Genomic DNA, 23,198 nt, shown 5'->3' on the forward strand with positions numbered 1-23,198 from the left:
ATCAACACTCGTCTGAACGGGTCAAGGCCGGCGTGAGGGCTTTGCAATACGCCAGGCCATCTACTCGTTGCCTAAAAGGAATCCACCGCGGGCACAGTGGTTTTGCCCAGTCAGCCCACGCGGTGGATTTCGGTACAACCGTCAGCTCAAGGATGCCGTGGGATGCATGCCGAGTCGGGGAATCCCGAGGCGTCCAATGGTCGAAGCGCCGTGTCTATAACCCGGATCCATACATCAGTCCCGGGTCGGGCCAGGCTGAAACTCGGCGGATTGCAAGGCTCAAGTTCCATCAAGACTCTGTTGGAGCGGGGAGGCCACGCGGCGCCTGGCGTGTCCAGCATCAGCGCGAGCGACGTGACCGGAAATGTCGTCATCCAATTTGAAGTAACGTCAGGCCTCGATTCCATCATTGAGTATCTCGAAGCTTTATTGCGAGGTGAGATCATTGCACCGGGCGAAATGCCCGATGCCGGCCCCGAGTGGCATACGCTTTCGCCAAAACAGTCGTGTTTCAAGCTGGAGGCTTCGGCAGACACTGGCCTGCCGGGAGATGAAGCCCTGCGGCGGTTGGCAGGCACCGGTCCCAATTTCCTCGAAAACATTCAGCCACGGTCAAGCGCGAGCATTCTTGCGGACCAATTTCAAAGCTTGCCGGTTGCAATGCTTCTTGGTGCCGCATCGATCTCCATTCTCACCGGCGGCGCATTCGAAGCCGCCGTGATTCTCGCAGTTGTCGGCTTGAACGCTGTCATCGGCTACCAAACCGAAAGTCGTGCGGAACGGACGATCCAAAGTTTGGGAGCGAAGGGGCCCCAAACCGCACAGATTGTGCGCGACGGAGTCAAGGTCGCTATCCCGGTTCGCGAGATCGTTCCTGGGGACCTGCTCGCGGTGCAACGCGGAGATGTTGTCCCGGCCGATGCGCGTCTGCTGAGTGAAGAGGCATTGACCATTAGTGAAGCCCTGCTGACGGGCGAAAGCGCACCCATTCAGAAGGCTGCGGGTGCCATCGAATGGGTGAACGTACCTCTTGGGGCCCGTTCAAACATGATCTATCGCGGAACTATCGTGACTGGAGGCAGCGGGCGCGCGATCGTGGTGGCGACAGGTTCGCTCACCCAGGTGGGACGAATACAGCGGCTGGTCGGTGCCACGCTCACCCCTGAAACGCCTCTCCAAAGGGAGCTCAAGGACCTCGGACAGCGGCTCGGCTGGCTGACGTTGGGTGCTTGCGCATGTCTTTTCTCTGTAGGCTGGCTGCGCGGCATCGGTCTTTTCCAGATGGCCCGCTCGGCAATGTCTGTTGCCGTCGCAGCAGTCCCTGAAGGTCTGCCGATGGTGGCAACGACCACCTTTGCTCTTGGCATCGAGAAGCTGCGACGTGAAGGTGTTTTCATCCGCAAGCTAGATGCCATCGAGACGCTGGCGGCGGCGCGGGTTGTTTGCTTCGACAAGACGGGAACGCTGACCCTCGGCCGCATCGATGTCGATACGATCAGGATTGGCGACGTTGCTTACTCGATCAATGGGGATAGGGGCGCGCAGAACGCGTTGCGCAACCTGCTGGAAGCATGCTGCCTGTGCAATGATACCGAGATTGTTCAGACGGAAGAAGGATTGCGTTTGAACGGCTCGCCGACCGACAGATGCCTCGTCCAGGCTGCTCTCGACGTTGGCGTGGACGTTGCGTCTCTGCGCAACCGCTTTGTCCGGATATCGATTCAGCGCAGGACCGAAACGTATCGCTTCATGGTAACGCAACATGCGACGGAAGATGGCACGCTGACCGCCATGAAGGGGAGCCCGCACGAGGTTCTGGCGCGTTGCCGCACCGAAATCCTGCCGGGCGGCACCGAGCGAGAACTCACCCCGGGACGGCGCGCCGCCATCGGGAAAATAAATCTGGAAATGGCATCTCAGGCTCTTCGCGTACTGGGCGTCGCGCGTGGGCAGGCCAAAGGTTCCGAGCCGAATGGGCATGATGCTCGAGACCTCGCCTGGCTTGGGCTGGTTGGGATGGCTGATCAAGTGCGTCCAGGTACCAGCGAACTGATGGGCCAACTGCACGAGGCCGGTATCCAGACCATCATGCTCACGGGTGATCAGAAGGCAACGGCTGCTGCCGTCAGCGAGCGTATCGGGCTGAACGGTCGAGGCAAGGTGGAAATTGTCGATGGCCCGGACCTCGAAGCAATGACTTCGGACGAGCTTGCCCGGTCCGCTCGGCGCGCGCAGGCGTTCAGTCGCGTCAGCCCGGCGCAAAAGCTGCAAATCGTTCGCTCCCTTCAGGAAGCCGGCATCACGGTGGCGATGGTCGGCGACGGGGTGAATGACGGCCCTGCCTTGAAGGCTGCGGATGTGGGCATAGCAATCGGCGAGCAGCAGAGCATGAATGCCGCCAGGGAAATCGCGGACGTCATCATCCACACCGGTGGTCTCGGCGGACTCGCCACCGCCATCGAAACGGGTCGCACGACCCACCGCAACATCCGGAAGACCATTCGCTACCTGGTCAGCACCAATCTCAGCGAGGTACTGCTGGTTTTGGCGGGTACTTCGGTCGGAATCGGAGCACCGCTCTCGCCGATGCAGCTTCTCTGGATAAACCTGATTTCGGACGTGCTTCCCGGCATCGGACTGGCGATGGAAGCGCCTGAATCCGACATCCTTCGACATGCTCCGAAAGAAGGTGACACGGCAATATTGCGACGGAAGGAAATCGGGCGGCTTGCCGCGCAGTCTGCGATCATGAGCGGCGGAGCGATTGCGGTGAGCCTTTTCGGAGCCTCGCGCCATGGATTGGATTCTCCAACCACGAGGACCATGACTTTCGAAAGCCTGGTGATGGCACAACTTCTTCACGCCATCACGTCCCGTTCCGAGTCGCACAGTATCTTTGACCGTAGCCCGCGCCAGCCCAATCATGCGCTCTCACTGATCCTGGGCGGATCGATGGCCGTTCAGGCCGGCTGCCTCTTAATGCCGTTTGTGAGACGCCTTCTCGGGATAGCGCCGATGACCGGAACAGACGCCATAATTACCCTCGCCGGCGGAACTCTCCCATTCCTTGTCATGGAATGGATGAAATCACGGCGTGATACCGCCGAGGGCGAACTGGTATGGACCCGCGAGTAAGAGTGTAACTGCCTGCCGGCACGCGTGTAGTTGTACCCGACCTTACGCTGCGATCCGCATAGGTTGTTGGGATTCCTCGTACACTGCGCTCGGCAATTGGTGGGACTGCGGACGCGTCACTGCGCCAACAACCGCACGAAGTACCGGCTCGGCGAAGACCTCTGCCAATTGGGCAGCGGGATGCCTCGCGAAAACGAAGGGCAGAAGCTTTGCCAGCAGGAACACCAGGTCCAGTTCGTGCCCGTTAGCAGCGTCGGCGCGACCATTCGTCACGACAGAACGAACAGACGATCCAAACGCCAGATATGGAATGCCGCGGCAAACAGCCAACGGATCGACACCACGCTCATGCATGATCACCAGGCTTGCAGCCGTGGGATTGACTGTCACGCTGGATACGCCTTCGGCACCGAGAAGCTGTCGCTGCAGATTGGCGAAAAACTCGATCTGATTGCGTGCAGCGGGAATCTTGATCCGCAGACGGCCCGGCACGCAGTGGACGACATGTGCGCTTCTTTGAAGATGCATTCTCGTTCGCTCGCTTTGATGCCGCCAGGGCGGCCTTTCGCGAGTTGAATAGGAGATTCGCACGAAGGCTTGATGACAGTCGAAAGCTTTGAAGGCAGCACGATTCTCTCAGGAAATTGCCCATGTTCCGAGGTAGAGGAGGCATCCGACGAGCGCGCCTACGATGGTTCCATTCATGCGGATGTATTGAAGATCGCTCCCGACCACCAACTCGAGGCGATCCGATAGAGCTTTCGTGTCCCAGTTCCTGACGACGTCGCTGAAGAAGGAGCTGATCTCGCCGCGCCACGAGACGATATAAAGCGCCAAGCGTTCCAGTGCAGAGTCGAGGTGTTTCTGCATTGCCTCATCGGTTGCAAGCGCCTGTCCGAAAAGTGAAAGCCCACGATGAAGGCTGGCGCGCGTCTTCGACGAAGGCGCTTGCAAATCCTGTAGAGCAAGCTCCGACAGGTCGGCCCAGATTGAACCGAGCCATGCCTGAATTCCGGGGTGCTCGAGCAAACGGTTTTTGGCTGCGTTTATCTGCTCCCGCTGCTCGGGAGACGTTTGCAGGGTGTGGATAAGGTCCAAAATTGCTTCCCGGAATTTCAGCCGCGCGTCACCTTCGGGCTCCTGCAGCTTGTGCAATACTTCGATCACACCTGAAATAAGCGCAGCAGCTATCCGGCGGTCTATGGCCTTCGGTATCCACCAGCGACTGCGTTCCTGCACAAGTTTTTCGATCTGGCCGCTGTTCTCCCGGAGTAATTTTTCGGCAGCTTGGATGGCCCGGTCGAATACGACGTCGGCTTCTCCGCTGACCGTCAGCGCGTGAAGAACACGGCCGAGGACAGGCGTAAAGTCAGCTTGCCGAAGCTGCTCGCCAAGCGTGCGATGGGCGAAGTTCAGCAGGTCAGGGCTTCCCGCGGATCGGATCAGGTATGGAAGTGCGTCCACGATCGTATCGGCGATCGCATCGGCACTGGAAGGAAGAGCAACCCAGGTGGCGAAGCGGTGTCCGACACCAATACTGCGCAACTTGGCAAGGACAACGTCCGCCGTGAGGAAGTGCCGCTCGATGAAGCGCCCGAGCGTTCTGGCAATGCGATCCCTGCTATTCGGGATGATAGCGGTATGCGGAATCGGGACACCCAAAGGGTGGCGAAACAGCGCCGTGACGGCAAACCAGTCCGCCAGTCCCCCGACCACGCCCGCCTCCGCGCCTGCACGCAGCAGCAATGTCGCGAATCCCGGATCGTCTACCCAATGGGTGCCTACTACGATTCCTGCCATTGCTCCAAGGAGACCGTTAGCGAAGGCGCGGTTGCGACGCTGACGCCGGATGGCGATTTGGTCGTCCCCGGCGCTCGCATCAGTGAGTTGTTCGGGAACTGAAAGGGGAGAAGACGAAACTGCCGGCATAGCGAGATTCCTGGATAATCAGTGAGCAGAGTACTCTGGTGCAAGACTCCTCGATATGCGAGGCTGAAGGCAATACAAAGGAGTGCGGCGAAAAGACCAGCTGGCATCGGGGCGCAGACAGGATTCCAACGAGCAGGCGAGTCATGCTTCCGAAAGCAAGAGTCGAACACACCATGTCGGGGCGCCTTCGGGTTAGAGTTTCCGATTTCCGCGGCGACGTGTCCTATTTCCGCTCGGCAATCGACAAGCTCTCGAACTATCCGGAGATTGCCGGTTTGAGGGCGAACCCGATGACCGGAAGCTTTATCATCGTGCACAAGACGGATTTGCCCTCGATTCGCAAAATTGCGGCCGACTGCGAAGTGTTCGACCTGCAGGAGACATCTTCGCCGCCGCCTCGCCAAGGGCCGCCGCCTCCGAGGGGAAACATGGCGGACGACAGGACCCTCGCGTTGGAAGGGGACATAGCGACCGTAATCGGCCTGTTGGGTTTGGCCGCCTATCAGGCGACGCGAGGCCATGGATTGGGTCCCGCCACCGAAAACTTCTGGAATGCGTTCGGTGCGCTACGAATTCTCAAGAATCCATATATTGCGCTGGTCTTTGGCGGCCTTGGAATTCTGCAATTGACAACGGGCCGATGGGCGGGATCGGCATCATCCCTCCTCTTCTATGCGTTCGTCGTCAGGCAGCTGTCCGGCTCCAGCCCCGAAATGCAAGCGCCAGCCAATCGGACGAATCGAAATCCGAAGACCCTCTAGCGACTGACACGCCGCCGATCAGGTCAAGCTCCCAGCTCACCGGGCTGATCGAGATGAACATCAGCAGGGACCTGCAATATATCCGCTTCAACGGCATGGTCATCGGCGGCATTGCCGGAGTCGTGCTCCATACCGCGGAACGGCTGTTCCTCGTCGACTGAGCTGCGATGTGTTGCGCCTCCGATTGGACCGCGAAGCTCCAGTGCCCTATTGTTCTCTTCAGGTGCCGCATTCGCAGCAACAGGGGAGAAACCAGCATGGCAAAGCGACCGGAATCCGACACCTTCATGGACATATTCGGCAGGTTCGGCCGCGACCTGAAGCTGCCGAACGTCGATGTCGAGGCGATCCTCAACCATCATCGCAAGAACCTCGAGGCACTGGAAAAATCAGCCAGGGCGAGTGCCGCCGGAGCGTCGTCGCTGCTCTCCAGACAGCGCGAGATGCTGCAGGACACACTGCACGAGATCGCCGACATGGCGCAGAGCTACAGGGCGCCGGGCGATCCTCGGGAGTTGATGGCCAAGCAAGCCGCGTTCGCCAGGAAATCCTTCGAGACCGCATTGAAGAATGCCGGCGAGGTGGCCGAACTGACCAGGAAATCCGGCACCGAATCGGTCGAGATCCTGCGCGACCGCATCAAGGAGGCGATGGCGGAAATCCGCAGCAGCTACGATAAGAAGTAAGCTGTTCCCACACCAAAGCAGGCGGATTTTTCTCCCGTCATGTCCGGCTCCTGAAAGCCGTATTGTTGGTCCTTGGCCCAGGCGGGGCTCACAAGTGTCCTCTTGCCCGGATGAACCTGTTTCCGGCGCTGGACACCGGCACCGACGCGATCCGGTCTGGGATACCGCAGCGGAAGGCGCGGAGCGAATTGACAGAGGCGGCCGGTTCGTGGTCCGGAGGCAGGGCAAGCGATCGGGAAAGCAGGAATGACGCAAACACGGCTGAGGACGCCGCCGACCTACGAACAGCTCAGGACGATGACAGGGCAGGAGCTTGGCGTGTCGGACTGGACGACGGTCGACCAGAGCCGCATCGACCAGTTCGCCGAATGTACGGGCGATCGCCAATGGATCCATGTCGATCCAGAGCGGGCGAAGCGGCAGAGCCCGTTTCGCGCCACCATCGCGCATGGCTATCTAACGCTGTCGATCATCGGCGCGCTGGCGCTCGATATGGGCATCGTGCCCGAAAACACGCAAGCCGTCTTCAACTATGGTTTTGACAAGGTGCGGTTCCTGGCGCCGGTCAGGGCCGGCGCACGCATCAGGCTGCGCATCACGCTTTTGTCCATGGAGGACAAAGGCCCCGGCCAGTATCTAATGAAGGCCGCCAACATCGTTGAGATCGAAGGTGAGCAGAAGCCGGCGCTGACCGCCGAAACGCTGGTTATGCTCTATGAGCGGCGGCGCAGGCGGGCAGGGGCGTGAGGGGCGAAGCGCTGCATTTTCGTGACAGCGAAAATCAACGCGACATCGCCACTTCGAGCGTCCTGAAAATTCTCTCGTCTGCGGACTGCGCGGCGTTGAAGCGCAGGAAACGACTGGCAGTTTGGGACAGGCTGAACGCATTGCCGGGCGCCAGAACGACATTGGCCGACAAGGCGCGGCGGGCCATTTCAGCTGCATCCACGTCTTCCGGCAGGCTGCACCACAAAAACATGCCGGCCGGCTGGTCGATCCACGGCGTGATGCCGATTGCCTTCAGGCGGGTGCTTGTCTCAGCCATGGCGCGTGAAAGCCGCGTGCGCAGCAAATCCACGTGCTTGCGATAGCTGCCGTCCTTCAGCAGCGTCAGCACCAGTTCGGAGGCAAGCCGTCCGCCGCCGAAGGACGTGGCGATCTTCAGGTCGGTCAGCCCTTCCATCCAGTCGCGCGGAGCCGCGATGAAGCCGCAGCGCACCGACGCCGAAAGCGTCTTGGAGAAGCTGCCGATATGGACGACGCGACCAAGGCCGTCGAACGCCGCCAGCCTGGGTGCGGGCGTGTGTTCGAAGTCGGCAAAGATATCGTCTTCGATGATCGTCAGATCCGATTGGTCGGCGAGCTTGAGCAATCGATGGGCGACGACCGGCGACAGAATTGCACCCGTTGGATTGTGAAGCGCAGAATTGGTGATGTAGAGGCGCGGCCGGTGCTCGAGCAGCGCCTGCGCAAATAGCTCGATATCCGGCCCCGACGGCGTATAGGGAACGCCGACCACGTTGGCCCGGTGAGCGCGCAACAGGGCATGGAAGTTGAAATAGCAGGGGTCGTCCACCAGCACCGTGTCGCCCGGCTCGAGCAGGAACCGGCAGAGGAGGTCGATGGCCTGGGTGCCCGATTCCGTCAGCATGATCTGGTCGGGAGAGGCTTCGATGCCGTGCTCTGCCATGCGCCGTGCGAGCAGATGACGCAGCGGCGCCAGCCCGAGCGGGGTGCCGTAATCCGTCAGCGTGACATCATCGCCGCGTGCCATTGTCCGCAGTGCCCGGCGCAATCCAGCCTCCGGCATCCACGAGGTAGGCAGCCAGCCGCAGCCGGGTTTGAGCACGCCGTCGCCGGCTTCCAGCGACTGGCGCGAAACCCAGAGCGGATCGACAGCACGGTCAAGCCTGGGGCCGATCTCGGCCAGTGACAAGGGAGCCAGCGGTCCGGCGGCATAAAAACCCGAACCTGGACGCGAGCGGATGATTCCCTCCGCCGCAAGGCGCTCATAGGCTTCGACCACGGTGGATTTGGAAACCTGCATGGTTCTCGCGAAAGCCCGGAGCGAAGGCAGTCGTGTTCCCGGTGTGAGGCTGCGCGCGGCGATCCTGTGCCTGATCGTCGACATGACACTTTCAACAAGCGTCACGCTGCCCTCACTTGCCGTCGCCTGCTCGTCCATCCGTACTGCTCGCCCTACCATGACAGTTTTATCAAACTGTACCTCATTGTCTCTGGTAGCGCCATACGTCCGGCCCGATAGAGGGCGAGAACATCAGGAGCATGCGATGGACAAGACGGCGGGTGGCTGGATCAACGGATTTGTGGGCGTTCTGATTTTCAGCGGATCGCTTCCGGCAACGCGCGTGGCGGTGATGGATTTCGATCCGGCTTTCCTAACCGTCGCCCGCGCTGCCACGGCAGGCATCCTCGGCCTCGCGCTTCTGCTCATTTTTCGCCAGAAGCGTCCGGAGCGCGGGGACCTGTTGTCGCTGGCCATTGTGGCGCTCGGCGTCGTGGTCGGCTTTCCGTTGCTGACCGCGTTGGCGCTCAAGCACATCACCTCGGCCCATTCCATCATTTTCGTCGGCCTGTTGCCGCTGGCGACCGCGATCTTCGGCGTCATTCGCGGCGGCGATCGCCCCAAACCGGCCTTCTGGCTGTTTTCGTGCCTTGGCAGCGCCCTTGTTGCCGGTTTTGCGGTGACGCATGGCGTTTCGGCCTCGCCGGTTGGCGATATGCTGATGCTGGCCGCAATCATCCTGTGCGGACTGGGCTATGCGGAAGGCGCCACGCTGTCCCGCAAGCTAGGCGGCTGGCAGGTGATCTCGTGGGCGCTGGTGCTGTCGCTGCCGGTCATGCTGGCTCTGACGCTCATCACCATGCCGCTGTCGCTCGAAAGCGTCGGCAAGGCCGCCTGGATCGGCCTGGCCTATGTCTCGCTGTTCAGCATGCTGATCGGTTTTGTGTTCTGGTATCGCGGACTGGCGCAAGGCGGCATCGCTGCGGTCGGACAGTTGCAGCTTCTCCAGCCTTTCTTCGGCCTTGGGCTGGCAGCAATGCTGCTGCACGAACAGGTCAGTCCTGCCATGATCGCGGTCACTGCTGCCGTCGTGCTTTGCGTGATCGGTGCGAAGAAATATGCGCGGTAGGCGCCGGCCCTTCTTCCTTCTCCCCTTGTGGGAGAAGGTGGATTGGCGCGCAGCGCCAACGGTTGAGGGGTGCTGGCCGGAACGCCCACGTGCCAAGCTGGAACACCCCTCATCCGACCGCTTCGCGGCCACCTTCGCCCACAGGGGGAGAAGGGAGAGCCGACTTGGCTAGAACTTCGTCACCACGCCAATGCCGATGCCTTCGAAACCGCCCATCGCCATCAAGGCCGCGGGCGCCTCGTCGAGGCTGATCTTCTTGCCGACCAGAAGATCGGGCCTCAGCTTGCCGGTGCGGATCATCTCCATCATCGCCTGGTAGCGGTAGGCCTGCATGCCGTGGCTGCCACGGATTTCGAGCTCGAAGGCAATCACCTTGTCCATCGGGATCTGCGGCCTGGCGTGATCGCCGAGCATCAGCCCGACCTGCACATGGCGACCGCGCCGGCGCAGATTCGCGATCGAGTTGAATGAGGTACTGGGATGGCCGAGCGCGTCCATCGACATATGCGCGCCGCCATTGGTGATCTGCTTGACCGCCTTGACCACGTTCGGCGTCTTCGCGGCGTTGATCGTCGCCACCGCACCGATTTTTTTGGCGAAGTCCAACTTCTCGTCGGTCAGGTCGATGGCAATCACGTTGGCGCCCATGGCGCTGGCGATCATGATCGCCGACAGGCCGACGCCGCCGCAGCCATGCACGGCCACCCATTCGCCGGGCGTCACCCGGCCCTGGTCGACAATGGCGCGGAACGAGGTGACGAAACGACAGCCGAGGCTGGCGGCGGTGGCGAATTCCATCTCGTCCGGCAAGCGGACCAGATTGGTGTCGGCATGGTCGATGGCGACATATTCGGCGAACGATCCCCAGCCGGTGAAGCCGGGCTGGGACTGATGCTCGCAGACCTGATGGTTGCCGGAGCTGCATTCGAAGCAGCGGCCGCAGCCGACGGCGAACGGCACGGTGACGCGCTCGCCCATCTTCCAGCGGGTCACCTGCCGGCCGGCGGCCACCACGACGCCGGCAAGCTCGTGGCCCGGCACATGCGGCAGGCGGATGCCGTCGTCATGGCCCATCCAGCCATGCCAGTCGCTGCGGCAGAGCCCGGTCGCCTCGACCTTGATGACAACGCCGCCCAGTGCCGGCTCCGGATCGGGAACGGTCTGGATCGTCGGCGTTTCGCCGAATTTTTCGAAGACAACGGCTTTCATCGGCAATTCCTCACGCTTTAATCCAACTCGCTCTATTCGGCATCGATCTGGTTCGCCGGTGCTGCCTTTTGAAAGGCCGGCACCGCCATGCAGGCGGCGTGGACACGTGTGATCGTCGGGTAGGGCGTCAGGTCGACGCCGAAACGCGCATTGCTGGCGACCTGAGCCACCAGGCAGATGTCAGCCAGCCCCGGCGTGTCGCCGTGGCAGAATGTCCCGGTTTCGGACGAGGAAGCCAGAATCTTTTCAAGCGGCTGGAAACCTTCGTTCACCCAGTGCCGGAACCAGTTGGCGACATCCGCGTCGCCGGCGCCGAACAGGGTGCGCAGCGAGGTCAGCACGCGCAGATTGTTCACCGGATGGATGTCGCAGGCGATCATCTGCGCCAGCATCCTGACGCGGGCCCGGCCAAGCGCGTCCTGCGGCAAAAGCGGCGGTTCGGGCCGGGTCTCGTCGAGAAATTCGATGATCGCCAGCGATTGCGTCAGCAGCGTGCCGTCGTCGAGGATCAGCGCCGGCACCAGCCCTTGCGGATTGACCGCGAGGTAGGCGGGCTCCAGATGCTCGCCGTGGCGCAGATGATGCGGCACGTATTGGTAGGTCAGTCCCTTCATCTCCAGCGCAATCCGCACCCGGTAGGAGGTGGAGGAGCGGTAGTAGTTGTGAAGGACGAGGTCGCTCATTTCTGCACATTCGGCCGATTTGGCCGACCGGGCAAGGCATGGTGGTCCGGAAATTGCCATCTCCGCCTTCGGCCAGGGATGGCGATGTACTATTTGCCAATAATCTGGCCATGGTTGCTGGGCTATTCTATCCTGCCTTGAAGTGAAACGAACGCCAATGACCGCAGTCAACGATAGCGCCAGGTTTCTGATCATCGACGACCACCCGCTGTTTCGCGAGGCGCTGCACAGCGCTGTGCAAATGGCCTATCCGGACGTCGACACTGTCGAGGCGCGTTCGATCACCGAGGCATTCGAGCTTCTGGCGGATGCGAAGCCTTTCGATCTCGCGCTGCTCGACCTCAGCATGCCTGACGTGCATGGCTTCGACGGGCTGCTGCAGCTTCGGACGCGCTATCCGCGCCTGCCGGTGGTCATCGTTTCGGGGCATGAGGAGCCCAAGATCATTTCCGAGGCGCTGTCCTATGGCGCGGCCGGCTTCATCCCGAAATCGGCGCGCAAGAGCGATCTGGCCGCCGCCATCCGCTCGGTGATGGAAGGTGCGATCTACGTGCCCGAAACCTATGAAGGCCAGCCGCCGGACGCCGACAGCACCGACCGCGCCGAGATGGTGCAGCGCCTTGCCAAACTGACGCCGCAGCAATTGCGGGTGCTGCAGATGCTGCGCCAGGGCCTGCTAAACAAGCAGATCGCCTACGAGCTGCAGGTCGGTGAAACCACCGTCAAGGCGCATGTTTCCGAGATCCTGCGCAAGCTCAACGTCTACAGCCGCACACAAGCCGTCATCGAGGTCTCGAAGCTCGACAGTGCCGAGCTGTTTCGCGGCCAGGCGGGGTTTTGAGGGGTCGGTGCCGATGCCCCTGCAAACGAAGCAGCAAGGCGCTGCGATCAGGTGAATGTCTCAAAGGCGTTTGATCTGCTGGTCCCTATTCGAACGATATAGACGAAATGATTTCTCTCGTTTCGCCTAATTCCTCATCGATGAGATCGTATTCCTCGCCTAGCGCGAGGTAGGTCACGAATGCAAAATCGTTTCCATTCGACAAATACCAGGCCGATAAGGTTTGATCTGTAGTCCGCGACGAAACGCCAACATACATTACGTCGCCAAATTTTCTTTCAAAAATCCGCTCGACATCTATGAAATTGTTTCGACAAAACTCGATCATAAACGTTCTAAGAACATCGAAATCTGCGTTTGGCTTTTCCCCGCTTCGATATTTCGCAATAGAGAATTGAAGGGCGCCGCCGGCATCTGATTCTTTAACTAAGGTAGGCGGCGATCCCTCGGGGAGGTCGTCAGTTATGTCTTCCCATCCGTCGGGAAGGTCGAAGGTGATGCCGTAGAATTGTACTATCATTTTGATTTAACTGGACCGGCCCGTAGGATCAGCGATCATGCCGCACGGATCTATTCCGGAAAATATTCGATATCAAGCGATGCTCCGATTTTACTTAGAAAGGCAATCGTCTCTCTGGAGAAAAACAGGGGGACTTCCCCATGTTCCGGAGCTATCGCTATCTTCACGGATATCTCATTCAGATATTCGTGGTGACGCAGTCGAGATAAATTTTCTACCTTTTCACCAAGCCGCTTAGCCAGTTCACCAATGGCGAAGTCGAGATCTACATACTCTTGGAATCTGCAGCCGATGTTCCAGCCATTGTTCTTAGGCCGTGACCGAGGAGGCGTCCTCTGACTGCCCTTCACGACTTCCCTGTCGGCGTCAATTTCCAGGAAGTCGGATATCTCATGCGGAGCCAGCGTCTTCGATGTCACTGACAGAAATGCAGTAATCCTGGTCATTTTCTCTCCGGTGGCCACTTCTCAAGCCAAGAGATGCGCCAGCAGCGCGCGCAGTTGTGCCGGTTTCAGCGGCTTGCGCATCAGCTCGATGCCGGCGGCGCGGGCAGCTTTGGCAACCGTCTCCGAACCGTCGGCGGTGACGATCAGCGCCGGCACGGCACGGCCGAGATGATCGCGGACCTCGGCGATGGTCGTGGTGCCGAGATCGCCGCCGTCGAGATGCTGGTCGGCTATGACGATGTCCGGCACCCAGTCCGTATCGCCAAGCATGTCGAGCGCCTCACCGGTCGAGGTGGCGGGGCGCACCAGGCATTGCCAGCGTTCGAGCAGGGACGTCATCGCCTGCAGCACCTCGATGTCGTTCTCGACCAGCAGCACCTTTGTGCCGAACAGCCCGTAGCCGCGCGGCCGCTCCATGTCGGCGGTGCCGGCGATGGCGTCGGCGGTGGCGCCGATCCCGACCGGAACGTCGATATGGAAGATCGTGCCGTGTCCGACCTTCGACGAAAACGTCACGGGATGGCCGAGTGCGGCAGCAATGCGGCGCACGATCGCCAGGCCCAATCCCAGCCCGCCGCCGGCAAGCCCGGCATCGGTCGGGATCGTGCCGCGGTGGAATTCCTCGAACACCGCCTCGCGCTGGTCGTTGGGGATACCGCAGCCGGTATCGGCGACATCGATACGGATCGTGTCGCCGCGATGCCTGGTGCCGACCAGCACCCCGCCGGAGCGGGTGTAGCGCAGCGCGTTGGAAAGAATGTTCTGCAGGATGCGGCGCAGCAAGGTGCGGTCCGAACGCACGACAGCATTGACTGGCCGGAATTTTAGCGTCAGGCCCTTCATTTCGGCGACCGGCAGGAAATCCGAGCGCAGCGACGAAAACAGCATCTCCAGGCTGACGTCGCCGATATCGGGCTGCACGACGCCGGCGTCGAGCTTGGAAATGTCGAGCAGGGTGCGGAGCAGGTCCTCCATCGTTTCCAGCGACCGCTCGACCTGCCGGACGAGTTTCTTGCCCTCGTCGCTGGTCTGCACTTCGGCCAGCGCTGAGACGGAGAGATGCGCGGCGTTCAGCGGTTGCAGCACGTCGTGGCTGGCGGCTGCCAGGAACCTGGTCTTGGACAGGTTCGCCAGTTCGGCGTTTTCCTTGGCGGCACTGAGATCGATGTTGGATTGTTCCAATCTACGCAGCGTCGAGTGCAGTTCCTCGGTGCGCGTACGCACTCGATTCTCCAGCGAAATCGCGGTCTGGAACAGCGAGAACGCATTGGCCTGCTGGTCCATCGAGCGCTCGACGCGGCTGACAAGGGCTGCGTTGATCTTCTTCAGCTTCTCCAGGTCGTTGATGTTCCTGAGCGGCATGAGAACCTCCTACTCCGCCGCCTGCCGCTCTCCGAAGGCGATGCCGGTGAAAGTCTGGTTCAGATGCATCGACCGGTACTGTTCGCCATAGGTGCCGAAGCCGATGACATTGTTGACTTTGTAGAGTTCCGAAATCTCCCGAAAGACCTGGCGGTTGAGCGCGTCGAGCCTGCGCAGCACGCAGTCGAAACCGAGGATCATGTCGATGCCGCCAAGCCTTTCCTCGACATCCCTAAAGGCGGCACGTGTCGATTCAACCATGTTCTTGGGCTGGGCGATCGAAAGGACGACGCCATCGTCGATGGCGCAGAAGAACGACAGCGAGCCGTCCGCGTGCATCCTCTGGATCGAGCGGCAGTAAAATTCGCCGCCCACTTTCACCACCACGGGGTGCGAGGCAAAACTCAGCGGCGTCAGCATCTGCGGGATGACGCCGACCGAGGCGGCGTATTCCTCCGCGGCATTGGTGGCGTTGAATTCGCGCACGGTGCGGTGATCGGGATCGGATGCGGTCACCACAAGCTTCTCGTCGGTGGGAACGAAATTGTCGGTCTTGAACACGCGGAAAGGAATTTCCGTGGTGATCAGCACGATGATGGCACAGTCGGAGGCAACCTTGCCGTTCGAGATCAGCCGCGTCGTCTCGAATTTCAGATCGTCGCCCGCCGAACCGCCGATCAGTGGAATGTCATCGAGCCCCCAGTGGATGGCGGAGGTCACCGCTTCTTCGGCATAGGAAAGCCCGTCGATGAAGCAGAGCGCGAAGGTGGTGTTGGTCCGTTCGTACCCGAGGCGGCCCTGCAGCGAGCGCCGCAGTGCCCCGACTTCACCGGTGATCCTGTCCATGCCCGACGAAGAGAGACTGTCGACCATAGTGCTTGCGACCGAAAACGATGCTGACGGAAGCAGCAAGGCGAGGATCTGGCCTTCCTCCAGACCGCGCGGCGTGATTTCGCCGGCGGTGGAGCAGCCGGCATAGGCAAGTGCCGGTGCGTTGATCTTCAGCGCGTCCGACAGGGCCGCCGCATCGACAAGGCTCTGGGAGAAAAACAGCAGGGCGAAACCGGCACCGATGGCTGCGGCTTCGGCCGCGATCGCCTGGGTGAACAGATTGGCGTCGGGCTCATCCGTGGTGAGCACCGATAGGCCGCATGCATAGCGCGTCCGTGAACTGGCCAGCGGCTTCCTCCTCGATTCCTCCGACGCTCTTTTTGTGCGCGGCTCTTTTTTGTGCGTTTGGCGCGCCGGCGTCGAAGTCATTGTTGTCTTCAAGTGCTGCTTTGGCAATGAGCCAACACGATGGATTTGAAGTTTCTGTATCTTTGACGGCATCAGGTTCAAACTTCAAATCCAAAACCACACTGGAGGGAGCGTGATCCATGGAAGCGCAGGTCAGGAAGGTGTTCGAAAGGTACGAGCAGCTTTTCCGGAAATCTCTCGCCGGCGATGCCGACATGGACGAAGTCACATCAGTCTATGCCTCCGCCTTCATTGCGGCGTCGCCTGCCGGCGTCATGGTCGGGAAGAACGACGACGAGCTCAAGCAAGTTATGGAGCAAGGTTATGCTCATTATCGAGCGATCGGCACGAAGGAGATGCGGATACGGGATGTGCGCATCTCGCCGATAGACGAGCATCACTGCGTTGCCCACGTCGCCTGGACGTCGTCCTACGCTCGCAAAGACCGACCGGACGTCACGATCGATTTCGACGTCCACTACCTCGTCCAGAAGCTGGGCGGAGATCCTAAAATATTTGGGTGGGTGTCAGGCGACGAGCAGGAGGTTCTCAGAAAACACGGCATCGGCTGAAATCGGCTTGGCCAGCCCCAGCCGCTCATGCGCGGAAGGCAGCATCGCACGGCGATCATGGTTTCGCTGCGTTCCGCCGTGTCCCTGTCTTTGCGTGACCGAAAGTACAATATGCGGTTTCTGGGACGAACTGCATTCTCGCAATCTCGGCATTCCGCGGCACTTTTTCCCGGTGCTTCATGCGGTATTAAGAAAATAGCGGACAGATGGAGGGCTCGGCGCCACCGACGCCAGAACGACCAAGGTAGCACCCAGGGAGGTTTCATGTCGGACATATCGTTGACGGTGAACGGAAAGCGGGTAAGCGGCACTGCCGAAGACCGCACGTTGCTGGTTCATTTCTTGCGGGAGAATCTTGGACTCACCGGCACGCATGTCGGTTGCGACACTTCGCAATGCGGCGCCTGTGTGATCCATGTCGACGGCAAGGCGGTAAAGTCCTGCACAATGCTTGCGGTCCAAGCCTCCGGGTCGAACGTCGTGACCATCGAAGGCTTGGCGGACGGAGCCGACCTGCATCCGGTGCAGGCGGCGTTTAAGGAGCATCACGGACTGCAGTGCGGTTTCTGCACGCCGGGCATGATCATGACGGCGACCGACATGATCAACCGTCACCCCGAAGGCCTCGACGAGGCCACGGTGCGGGCCGAGCTCGAAGGCAATATCTGCCGCTGCACCGGCTACCACAACATCGTGAAGGCGATCCTCGCTGCATCGGAGACGATGTCGAAGGGGGCGAAGGGCAGTGCCAAGCAGGCGGCATGAACAGGGCAATAGACAGTAGGCAGTAGGCAGTAGGGAACCAGGAGCAAAAATTTCCCTACTGCCTACTGCCTATTCACCTACTCCCCTAAATTCCGGAGGAATTCTTATGGGCATTGAAGGTGTTGGCGCTCGTGTAGCGCGCAAGGAAGACAAGCGGTTCATCACCGGCGCAGGGCGCTATGTCGACGACATGGTGGTTCCCGGCATGAAGCATGCGGCCTTCGTGCGCAGCCCGCACGCGCATGCTGAGATCAAGAAGATCGATGTCAAAAAGGCCCAGGCCATGCCGGGCGTCATCGGCGTGCTGACCGGCAAGGAGCTCAAGGCCGACGGCATCGGCAATCTCATCTGCGGGTGGATGATCCATTCCAAGGACGGCTCGCCGATGAAGATGGGGGCGTGGTCGCCGCTGGCCTTCGACAGGGTCCGCTATGTCGGCGACGCGGTGGTCGTCGTGGTTGCCGAAACCAAGGGGCAGGCGCGCGACGCGGCCGAAGCGGTCGACATCACCTACGAAGAACTGAAGGCGGTCGTCAATGCTCCGAAGGCGCTCGAAAGGAGCGCACCACAGATCCACCCGGAAGCCGACGGCAATCTGATTTTCGACTGGGAGCTCGGCGACAGCACGGCGACCAACGCGGCAATCAAGGCCGCAGCCCACGTCACCCGCATGACGATTGTCAACAACCGGCTGGTGCCCAACGCCATGGAGCCGCGTGCGGCACTAGGCTATTACGACAAGGCCGAGGACCACTACACGTGCTGGACGACCTCGCAGAACCCGCATCTTGCGCGTCTGGTGATGAGCGCCTTCTACAATGTCGCGCCCGAAAACAAGCTGCGCGTCATCGCGCCGGATGTCGGCGGCGGCTTCGGCTCGAAGATCTATATCTATCCGGAAGAAATCATCTGCCTGTGGGCCTCGAAGAAGACCGGCGTGCCGGTCAAATGGGTCGCCGACCGCACCGAGAGCTTCCTCACCGACGCCCATGGCCGCGACCATGTCTCGACGGTCGAAATGGCCTTCGACAAGGACAACAGGATCACCGGGCTGAAGGTCGACACGATCGCCAATCTCGGCGCCTACATGTCGCTGTTCTCGTCCTGTGTGCCGACCTATCTCTACGCGACGCTGTTGTCGGGCCAGTATGATATTCCGGCGATCCACGCCAATGTGCGCGCCGTCTACACCAACACCGCGCCGGTCGATGCCTATCGCGGGGCAGGGCGGCCGGAGGCCACGTATCTGCTCGAACGCACGATCGAAACCGCCGCACGCGAGTTGGGCGTGTCGCCGGCGGAGCTGCGTCGGACGAACTTCATCACGTCGTTCCCGCATCAGACGCCGGTCATCATGAACTACGACGCCGGCCATTATGCCGCTTCGCTGGACGCGGCGATGGAGGCTGCCGATTATGCCGGTTTTGCCCAGCGCAAGGCGGCCGCCAGGGCGAATGGCAAGCTGCGCGGCATCGGCATGAGCTGCTATATCGAGGCCTGCGGGCTGGCGCCGTCGGCGGCGGTCGGCTCGCTCGGTGCCGGCGTCGGCCTGTGGGAATCAGCCGAGGTACGCGTCAACGCCGCCGGAACGATCGAAGTATTGACCGGCTCGCACAGCCATGGCCAGGGCCATGAGACGACTTTCGCGCAACTGGTCAACCAGCGCTTCGGCGTGCCGATCGACAGCGTCTCCATCGTCCATGGCGATACCGACAAGGTCCAGATGGGCATGGGCACCTATGGCTCGCGCTCGGGCGCCGTCGGCATGTCGGCCGTTGCCAAGGCGCTCGACAAGGTCGAGGCCAAGGCCAAGAAGATCGCCGCCCATCTGCTCGAGGCCGACGAGGGCGACATCGTCATCGAAAACGGTGCATTGAAGGTCACCGGAACCGACAGACAAGTGCCGTGGTTCCAAATGGCGCTTGCCGCCTACACCGCACACAACCTGCCGGGCGGCATGGAGCCGGGGCTGAAGGAGACCTCATTCTACGATCCGTCGAACTTCACCTTCCCCGCCGGTTGCTATGTCTGCGAGGTCGAGATCGATCCGGAAACCGGCGTCACCGAGATCGTCCAGTTCGTCGCCGCCGACGATTTCGGCAACATCATCAACCCGATGATCGTCGAAGGCCAGGTGCATGGCGGCGTCGCCCAGGGCATCGGCCAGGCCTTGCTGGAGGGCACCCGCTACGACGCCAGCGGGCAGCTTTTGACTGCGAGCTACATGGATTACACCATGCCGCGCGCCGACGACCTGCCGTCGTTCAAGGTCTCGACCTCGAACACGCCGTGCCCGGGCAATCCGCTCGGCATCAAGGGCTGCGGCGAGGCCGGCGCCATCGGCTCACCGCCGGCAGTCATCAACGCCATCACCGACGCCATCGGCATCACCGATATCGCCATGCCGGCATCGCCGTCCACGGTCTGGGCAGCGATCCGGGCGACGACGAAACACTGAAAAAGGGGTGAATGGTCAGTAGTGAGCAGTCAGTAGAGAAACACTGAAACTACTCACTACTGACTACTCACCAATTCACTTCGCGGGAGCATCCCATGTACTCAGTCAACTATCACCGTGCCGCCTCGGTCGCTGATGCCGTCAAGCTGCTAGAGAGCGGCGATGCGAAGCTGCTGTCGGGCGGCATGACACTGATCCCGGCGATGAAGACGCGGCTTGCCGCACCGTCCGATCTCGTCGACCTTTCGCATATCGAGGAATTGAAAGGCATCGAGGTGTCGGGCAGCACCATCACCATCCGCGCCGGCACCACGCATTACGACGTCGCCCGCGACGAGAGGCTGAAGACGGCCTGTCCGGCTTTGGCCCACATGGCTTCTCTGATCGGCGATCCGGCCGTACGCTACAAGGGGACGATCGGCGGCTCGATCGCCAATAATGACCCGGCGGCCGATTATCCGGCAGCACTTCTTGCGCTTGACGCCACTATCGTCACCAACAGGCGCGAGATCGCCGCCGACGCGTTCTTCACCGGCCTGTTCGAGACGGCGCTGGAGGACGGCGAGATCGTCACCGCGGTGACCTTCACAGCGCCGGCCAAGGCGGCCTATGAAAAATTCCGCAATCCGGCATCGCGCTATGCGATCGTCGGTGTGTTCGTGGCCAAGGGCGCGGACGGAGTCCGCGTCGCCGTCACCGGGGCCGGCGACAACGGCGTCTTTCGTTCGAAGGAAATCGAGGCGGCACTTGCCACGAATTTCGACGCCGCTGCCCTCAACGGAGTGAAAGTGCCGGCGAATGATTTGATGACTGATATCCATGCGTCGGCCGATTATCGCGCCAATCTGATCGTGGTGATGGCCAAGCGCGCGGTGGCTGCCGCCAACGCCTGAAGATACCGATCGCCGGGTCTTGGGTTTGTCAGCTTTGGGGAAGGGGCCATCGCGGCCCCTTTCTCGTCGCTCTCGGGCATTACGGCCGTACAGCCAAAGTGTGGCCATCTCGCACTTGCACAGTGCTCTATTGCACTGCAATATGCATGGAGGAATGCGAGCCGGGGCTCGGAGCGCACGGTTACAGCCTGCAGCCCTTTCGCATCATTCAAATGCGAAAGGACCGGCATGACGGATATCTCCGCGGCGCAGCTTGTCGTGTCCCGCTCCGCCGCCGACACGTCGTCGAGAACAAGGCTGGCCTATCTCGACGGATGGCGCGGCCTGTCGATCGCACTGGTGCTGATCGGCCACTTCTTTCCCGTTCCCGGAATCAACCTCGGTGTCATGGGCGTCGAGTTCTTCTTCGTGCTCAGCGGCCGGCTCATGGCCGAGATTCTCTTTGTCGAACGCTATCCGCTCAAGGCGTTCTTCAAGCGCCGGTTCTCCCGCATTTATCCGGCGCTGCTAATTTTCGTCGTCGCTTCGATGGTTGCCTTGTCCGGCACGTTTGTCGCCTTCAAATGGAAGGCGGCGCTGACGGCGCTGACATTCACCTACAATTATGCCGGGATTCTCGTCAGCCGCGCCGGCGCGCTTGACCATATCTGGTCGCTATGCGTCGAAGAACATGCCTATGTCATCCTGGCACTGATCAGTTTTTTCGTTTCAGGGCGTGCCCGCGTCGTCATGCTGCTCAGCGCGCTGTCGGTGCTGGCCATGGCAAACGGCGCGATTTCGTACTGGGTCTTCGCAATGGACTACGAGACCACCTACTGGCGGACCGACGTGCACATCGCCTCGATCCTGCTGTCGGCGGTGATATGCCTGCTCAAGGCCGACGACAGGCTGCCAGCCTTGTTCAAGGGGCCGCATGTCGCCGTCGCGGCGTCCGTCGGGGCGGTTCTTCTGTTCATGGATGCGGTGCCGACGCCGATCCATTATCTGGTCGCGGTGCCGCTGTTGGCGCTCGCCGTCAACTCGCTCGATTTCAGCACACGGTACCTGACCGGATTTTTGTCCTGCTGGCCGATGGCGACGCTGGGACTGTGGTCGTATTCGCTCTATCTGTGGCAGCAGCCGTTCTACAAATTCCTCTATTCACAGGGCAGTGCGCCGCTGCTGATGCTGGCCGGGGCGTTCGCTTGCGCTTTGTGCAGCTATTACATCGTCGAAAAGCCGGCCCGTGGCTGGCTGAACCGCAATTGGTAGGGCTGTCGCCTCAGCCGGTGATCTGCCTGGTATAGTAGCGGACCGCCTTCTTGCCGCTGTGGATCACCGCGTCGCCGACTTCGACAAAGCCGAGCGCTGCGTGAAACGCATCCGACGCCGGATTGGGCGGCTCGGCATTCACCTCGCAAGTGACGATGGTCTGGCCGGCATGCAATACATGGTCGAACAGATCCTCATAGAGCCTGCGGGCATGGCCGCGACCACGCGCTTCTCCTGCAACGACGATGCGGTCGACATAGACGAAGCGCGGATAGCGCTCGCGGAACCACAGGAAGTTCGGGCTGTCGTAGCGGGCGTTCTGGTCGAAGGTCATGATGAAGGCTTCGAGCCCACCGATGCGGCGCGCATAAAACGCTTCGCCGAGCAGGAAGGACAGGCGCTCGGGTTCGAGCCAGGACAACTCGGCCGCGTGCTCGTTGTTGAGGGCGAGGACGGCGGGCTCGTCCTGCGGCGAGACCTGGTCGATCGGCAGGCGTGCTTGCGTCACGTGTTTTCTTTCTTCGGGATCATGCTCTCGCCGCCGCAATCGTCGCCGCCACCAGCGCCGCGTCGGTCACGGTGTTGCGGTACTCGCGGTCGAGGTCGGTGCCGCCCATGCCAACCTGGGGATTACGGTAGCGCATCGCGCTCGGCACGTCCTTGAGCGCGGCGAAATGCATTTCCGTCAGTCCGGTTCTTTCCCGCACTTCGGCGATGTTCCTGGGGTCGAGCCCGCCGCAGCCGAGAATGATGATGCGCTTCCCCGCCTGCCGGACGAGGTCCGCCAGCAGGGTTACGCCCTCCAATGCGGTATCGCGCTGGCCGCTGGTCAGCACGCGGCCGACCTTGCTGCGGATCAGCGCTTCCAGCGCTTCGGCCGGATCGCGTGTCATGTCGAAGGCACGGTGGCAGGTGACGTTCAAGGGTCCTGCCGCCTGCACCAATTCGCTCATGCGCTTTTCGTCGATGGTGCCGTCGGCGTTCAGGCAGCCGACGACGATACCGGCTACGCCAAGCTCGCTCAGCGCGCGCACATCGGTGAGCATCGAACGGTACTCGGCTTCACTGTAGAGAAAGTCGCCGCCGCGCGGCCGCACGATGACGTGGAATGGGATCGTCGCCAGCTCAAGGGCCGCGCGCACGGTGCCAAAACTCGGCGTGATGCCGCCCTCAATGAGGCTGGCGCACAGCTCGACCCGGTCGGCGCCGGCTGCTTGCGCCGCCAGCAGGCCGTCTATGCCTTCGACACAGATTTCGATCAGCGGCAGGCGAGGGCGTTCGGTGTTGGTCACG

General features: G+C 61.2%; 23 protein-coding genes and 1 pseudogene. 12 read left to right on the top strand and 12 right to left on the bottom strand.

Translation table 11 applies throughout. From position 1 onward, the window contains the following. Positions 1-330 precede the first annotated feature (330 nt). Positions 331-3,135, top strand: coding sequence for a cation-transporting P-type ATPase (locus EN807_RS23670; protein ID WP_189522558.1), 2,805 nt, complete (start codon positions 331-333; stop codon positions 3,133-3,135). A gap of 42 nt (positions 3,136-3,177) precedes the next feature. On the opposite strand, the gene EN807_RS23675 is transcribed toward EN807_RS23670, so the two are convergent. Further along, positions 3,178-3,663, bottom strand: a complete 486-nt coding sequence (locus tag EN807_RS23675) for an HMA2 domain-containing protein (RefSeq protein ID WP_135936895.1) — start codon at positions 3,661-3,663, stop codon at positions 3,178-3,180. A gap of 108 nt (positions 3,664-3,771) precedes the next feature. Then, positions 3,772-5,064, bottom strand: coding sequence for a DUF445 domain-containing protein (locus EN807_RS23680; protein WP_082982228.1), 1,293 nt, complete (start codon positions 5,062-5,064; stop codon positions 3,772-3,774). Between the two features lie 143 nt (positions 5,065-5,207). On the opposite strand from EN807_RS23680, the gene EN807_RS35670 reads away from it, so the two are divergent. From EN807_RS35670 to EN807_RS23695, 4 genes and pseudogenes are all read left to right on the top strand, one after another. Continuing rightward, positions 5,208-5,825 carry a hypothetical protein gene (locus EN807_RS35670; protein WP_189522567.1) on the top strand — a complete coding sequence of 206 codons (618 nt, stop codon included), beginning with the start codon at positions 5,208-5,210 and terminating at the stop codon, positions 5,823-5,825. Between the two features lie 29 nt (positions 5,826-5,854). Continuing rightward, positions 5,855-5,986, top strand: a pseudogene (locus tag EN807_RS23685) (DUF445 family protein); the annotation flags it as partial. Positions 5,987-6,082: 96 nt separating this feature from the next. Then, on the top strand, positions 6,083-6,511 hold the full coding sequence (locus EN807_RS23690) for a phasin family protein (RefSeq protein ID WP_095521986.1): 429 nt from the start codon (positions 6,083-6,085) through the stop codon (positions 6,509-6,511). A gap of 246 nt (positions 6,512-6,757) precedes the next feature. Then, complete coding sequence (locus EN807_RS23695; RefSeq protein ID WP_095521987.1) at positions 6,758-7,258, top strand: MaoC family dehydratase; 501 nt, start codon at positions 6,758-6,760, stop codon at positions 7,256-7,258. Between the two features lie 34 nt (positions 7,259-7,292). On the opposite strand, the gene EN807_RS23700 is transcribed toward EN807_RS23695, so the two are convergent. Further along, positions 7,293-8,696 (bottom strand): PLP-dependent aminotransferase family protein, encoded by a 1,404-nt coding sequence (locus tag EN807_RS23700; protein WP_135936896.1) that lies wholly within the window; start codon positions 8,694-8,696, stop codon positions 7,293-7,295. 106 nt (positions 8,697-8,802) lie between these two features. Between EN807_RS23700 and EN807_RS23705 the strand changes: the two genes are divergently transcribed. After that, the gene (locus tag EN807_RS23705) at positions 8,803-9,666 is read left to right on the top strand and encodes a DMT family transporter (protein WP_135936897.1); all 864 of its coding nucleotides are present in this window, start codon (positions 8,803-8,805) and stop codon (positions 9,664-9,666) included. A gap of 168 nt (positions 9,667-9,834) precedes the next feature. Here EN807_RS23705 and EN807_RS23710 read toward each other — a convergent pair whose 3' ends face one another. Then, a complete protein-coding gene (locus EN807_RS23710) occupies positions 9,835-10,875 on the bottom strand; it encodes a zinc-dependent alcohol dehydrogenase family protein (RefSeq protein WP_135936898.1) in 1,041 nt (346 codons plus the stop codon). Positions 10,876-10,907: 32 nt separating this feature from the next. Beyond that, complete coding sequence (gene maiA / locus EN807_RS23715) at positions 10,908-11,558, bottom strand: maleylacetoacetate isomerase (RefSeq protein WP_135936899.1); 651 nt, start codon at positions 11,556-11,558, stop codon at positions 10,908-10,910. A gap of 157 nt (positions 11,559-11,715) precedes the next feature. Between maiA and EN807_RS23720 the strand changes: the two genes are divergently transcribed. Then, positions 11,716-12,399, top strand: coding sequence for a response regulator transcription factor (locus EN807_RS23720; protein ID WP_029353323.1), 684 nt, complete (start codon positions 11,716-11,718; stop codon positions 12,397-12,399). An 85-nt stretch (positions 12,400-12,484) separates the two neighbouring features. On the opposite strand, the gene EN807_RS23725 is transcribed toward EN807_RS23720, so the two are convergent. Genes EN807_RS23725 through EN807_RS36735 form a run of 5 tightly spaced genes read right to left on the bottom strand, consistent with a single transcriptional unit; the run spans position 12,485 to position 16,108 of the window. Next, on the bottom strand, positions 12,485-12,919 hold the full coding sequence (locus tag EN807_RS23725) for a hypothetical protein (protein ID WP_135936900.1): 435 nt from the start codon (positions 12,917-12,919) through the stop codon (positions 12,485-12,487). A gap of 50 nt (positions 12,920-12,969) precedes the next feature. Continuing rightward, on the bottom strand, positions 12,970-13,365 hold the full coding sequence (locus EN807_RS23730) for a DUF4279 domain-containing protein (RefSeq protein WP_135936901.1): 396 nt from the start codon (positions 13,363-13,365) through the stop codon (positions 12,970-12,972). Between the two features lie 21 nt (positions 13,366-13,386). After that, positions 13,387-14,727, bottom strand: a complete 1,341-nt coding sequence (locus EN807_RS23735; RefSeq protein ID WP_135936902.1) for a hybrid sensor histidine kinase/response regulator — start codon at positions 14,725-14,727, stop codon at positions 13,387-13,389. Positions 14,728-14,736: 9 nt separating this feature from the next. Next, a complete protein-coding gene (locus EN807_RS23740; protein ID WP_246684303.1) occupies positions 14,737-15,867 on the bottom strand; it encodes an FIST N-terminal domain-containing protein in 1,131 nt (376 codons plus the stop codon). Further along, positions 15,851-16,108, bottom strand: a complete 258-nt coding sequence (locus EN807_RS36735; RefSeq protein WP_245477689.1) for a hypothetical protein — start codon at positions 16,106-16,108, stop codon at positions 15,851-15,853. The genes EN807_RS23740 and EN807_RS36735 overlap by 17 nt, the downstream gene beginning before the upstream one ends. Here EN807_RS36735 and EN807_RS23745 point away from each other — a divergent pair. From EN807_RS23745 to EN807_RS23765, 5 genes are all read left to right on the top strand, one after another. Further along, a complete protein-coding gene (locus tag EN807_RS23745; protein ID WP_135936904.1) occupies positions 16,107-16,538 on the top strand; it encodes a nuclear transport factor 2 family protein in 432 nt (143 codons plus the stop codon). The genes EN807_RS36735 and EN807_RS23745 overlap by 2 nt on opposite strands. 264 nt (positions 16,539-16,802) lie before the next feature. Then, on the top strand, positions 16,803-17,303 hold the full coding sequence (locus tag EN807_RS23750; protein WP_135936905.1) for a (2Fe-2S)-binding protein: 501 nt from the start codon (positions 16,803-16,805) through the stop codon (positions 17,301-17,303). 106 nt (positions 17,304-17,409) lie between these two features. Then, positions 17,410-19,761, top strand: a complete 2,352-nt coding sequence (locus EN807_RS23755; protein WP_135936906.1) for a xanthine dehydrogenase family protein molybdopterin-binding subunit — start codon at positions 17,410-17,412, stop codon at positions 19,759-19,761. Positions 19,762-19,856: 95 nt separating this feature from the next. Continuing rightward, a complete protein-coding gene (locus EN807_RS23760; RefSeq protein ID WP_135936907.1) occupies positions 19,857-20,654 on the top strand; it encodes a xanthine dehydrogenase family protein subunit M in 798 nt (265 codons plus the stop codon). Positions 20,655-20,882: 228 nt separating this feature from the next. Beyond that, entirely contained in the window at positions 20,883-21,905 is a 1,023-nt protein-coding gene (locus EN807_RS23765) for an acyltransferase (RefSeq protein WP_135936908.1), read from the top strand. A gap of 10 nt (positions 21,906-21,915) precedes the next feature. Here the strand turns inward: EN807_RS23765 and EN807_RS23770 are convergent, their stop codons facing one another. Both EN807_RS23770 and EN807_RS23775 read right to left on the bottom strand, forming a co-directional pair. Further along, entirely contained in the window at positions 21,916-22,413 is a 498-nt protein-coding gene (locus EN807_RS23770; RefSeq protein ID WP_135936909.1) for a GNAT family N-acetyltransferase, read from the bottom strand. Between the two features lie 19 nt (positions 22,414-22,432). Then, positions 22,433-23,197, bottom strand: a complete 765-nt coding sequence (locus EN807_RS23775; protein ID WP_246684305.1) for a copper homeostasis protein CutC — start codon at positions 23,195-23,197, stop codon at positions 22,433-22,435. Position 23,198 lies beyond the last annotated feature (1 nt).

This window comes from Mesorhizobium sp. M5C.F.Ca.ET.164.01.1.1 (assembly GCF_004792125.1).
GTDB lineage: Bacteria > Pseudomonadota > Alphaproteobacteria > Rhizobiales > Rhizobiaceae > Mesorhizobium > Mesorhizobium wenxiniae.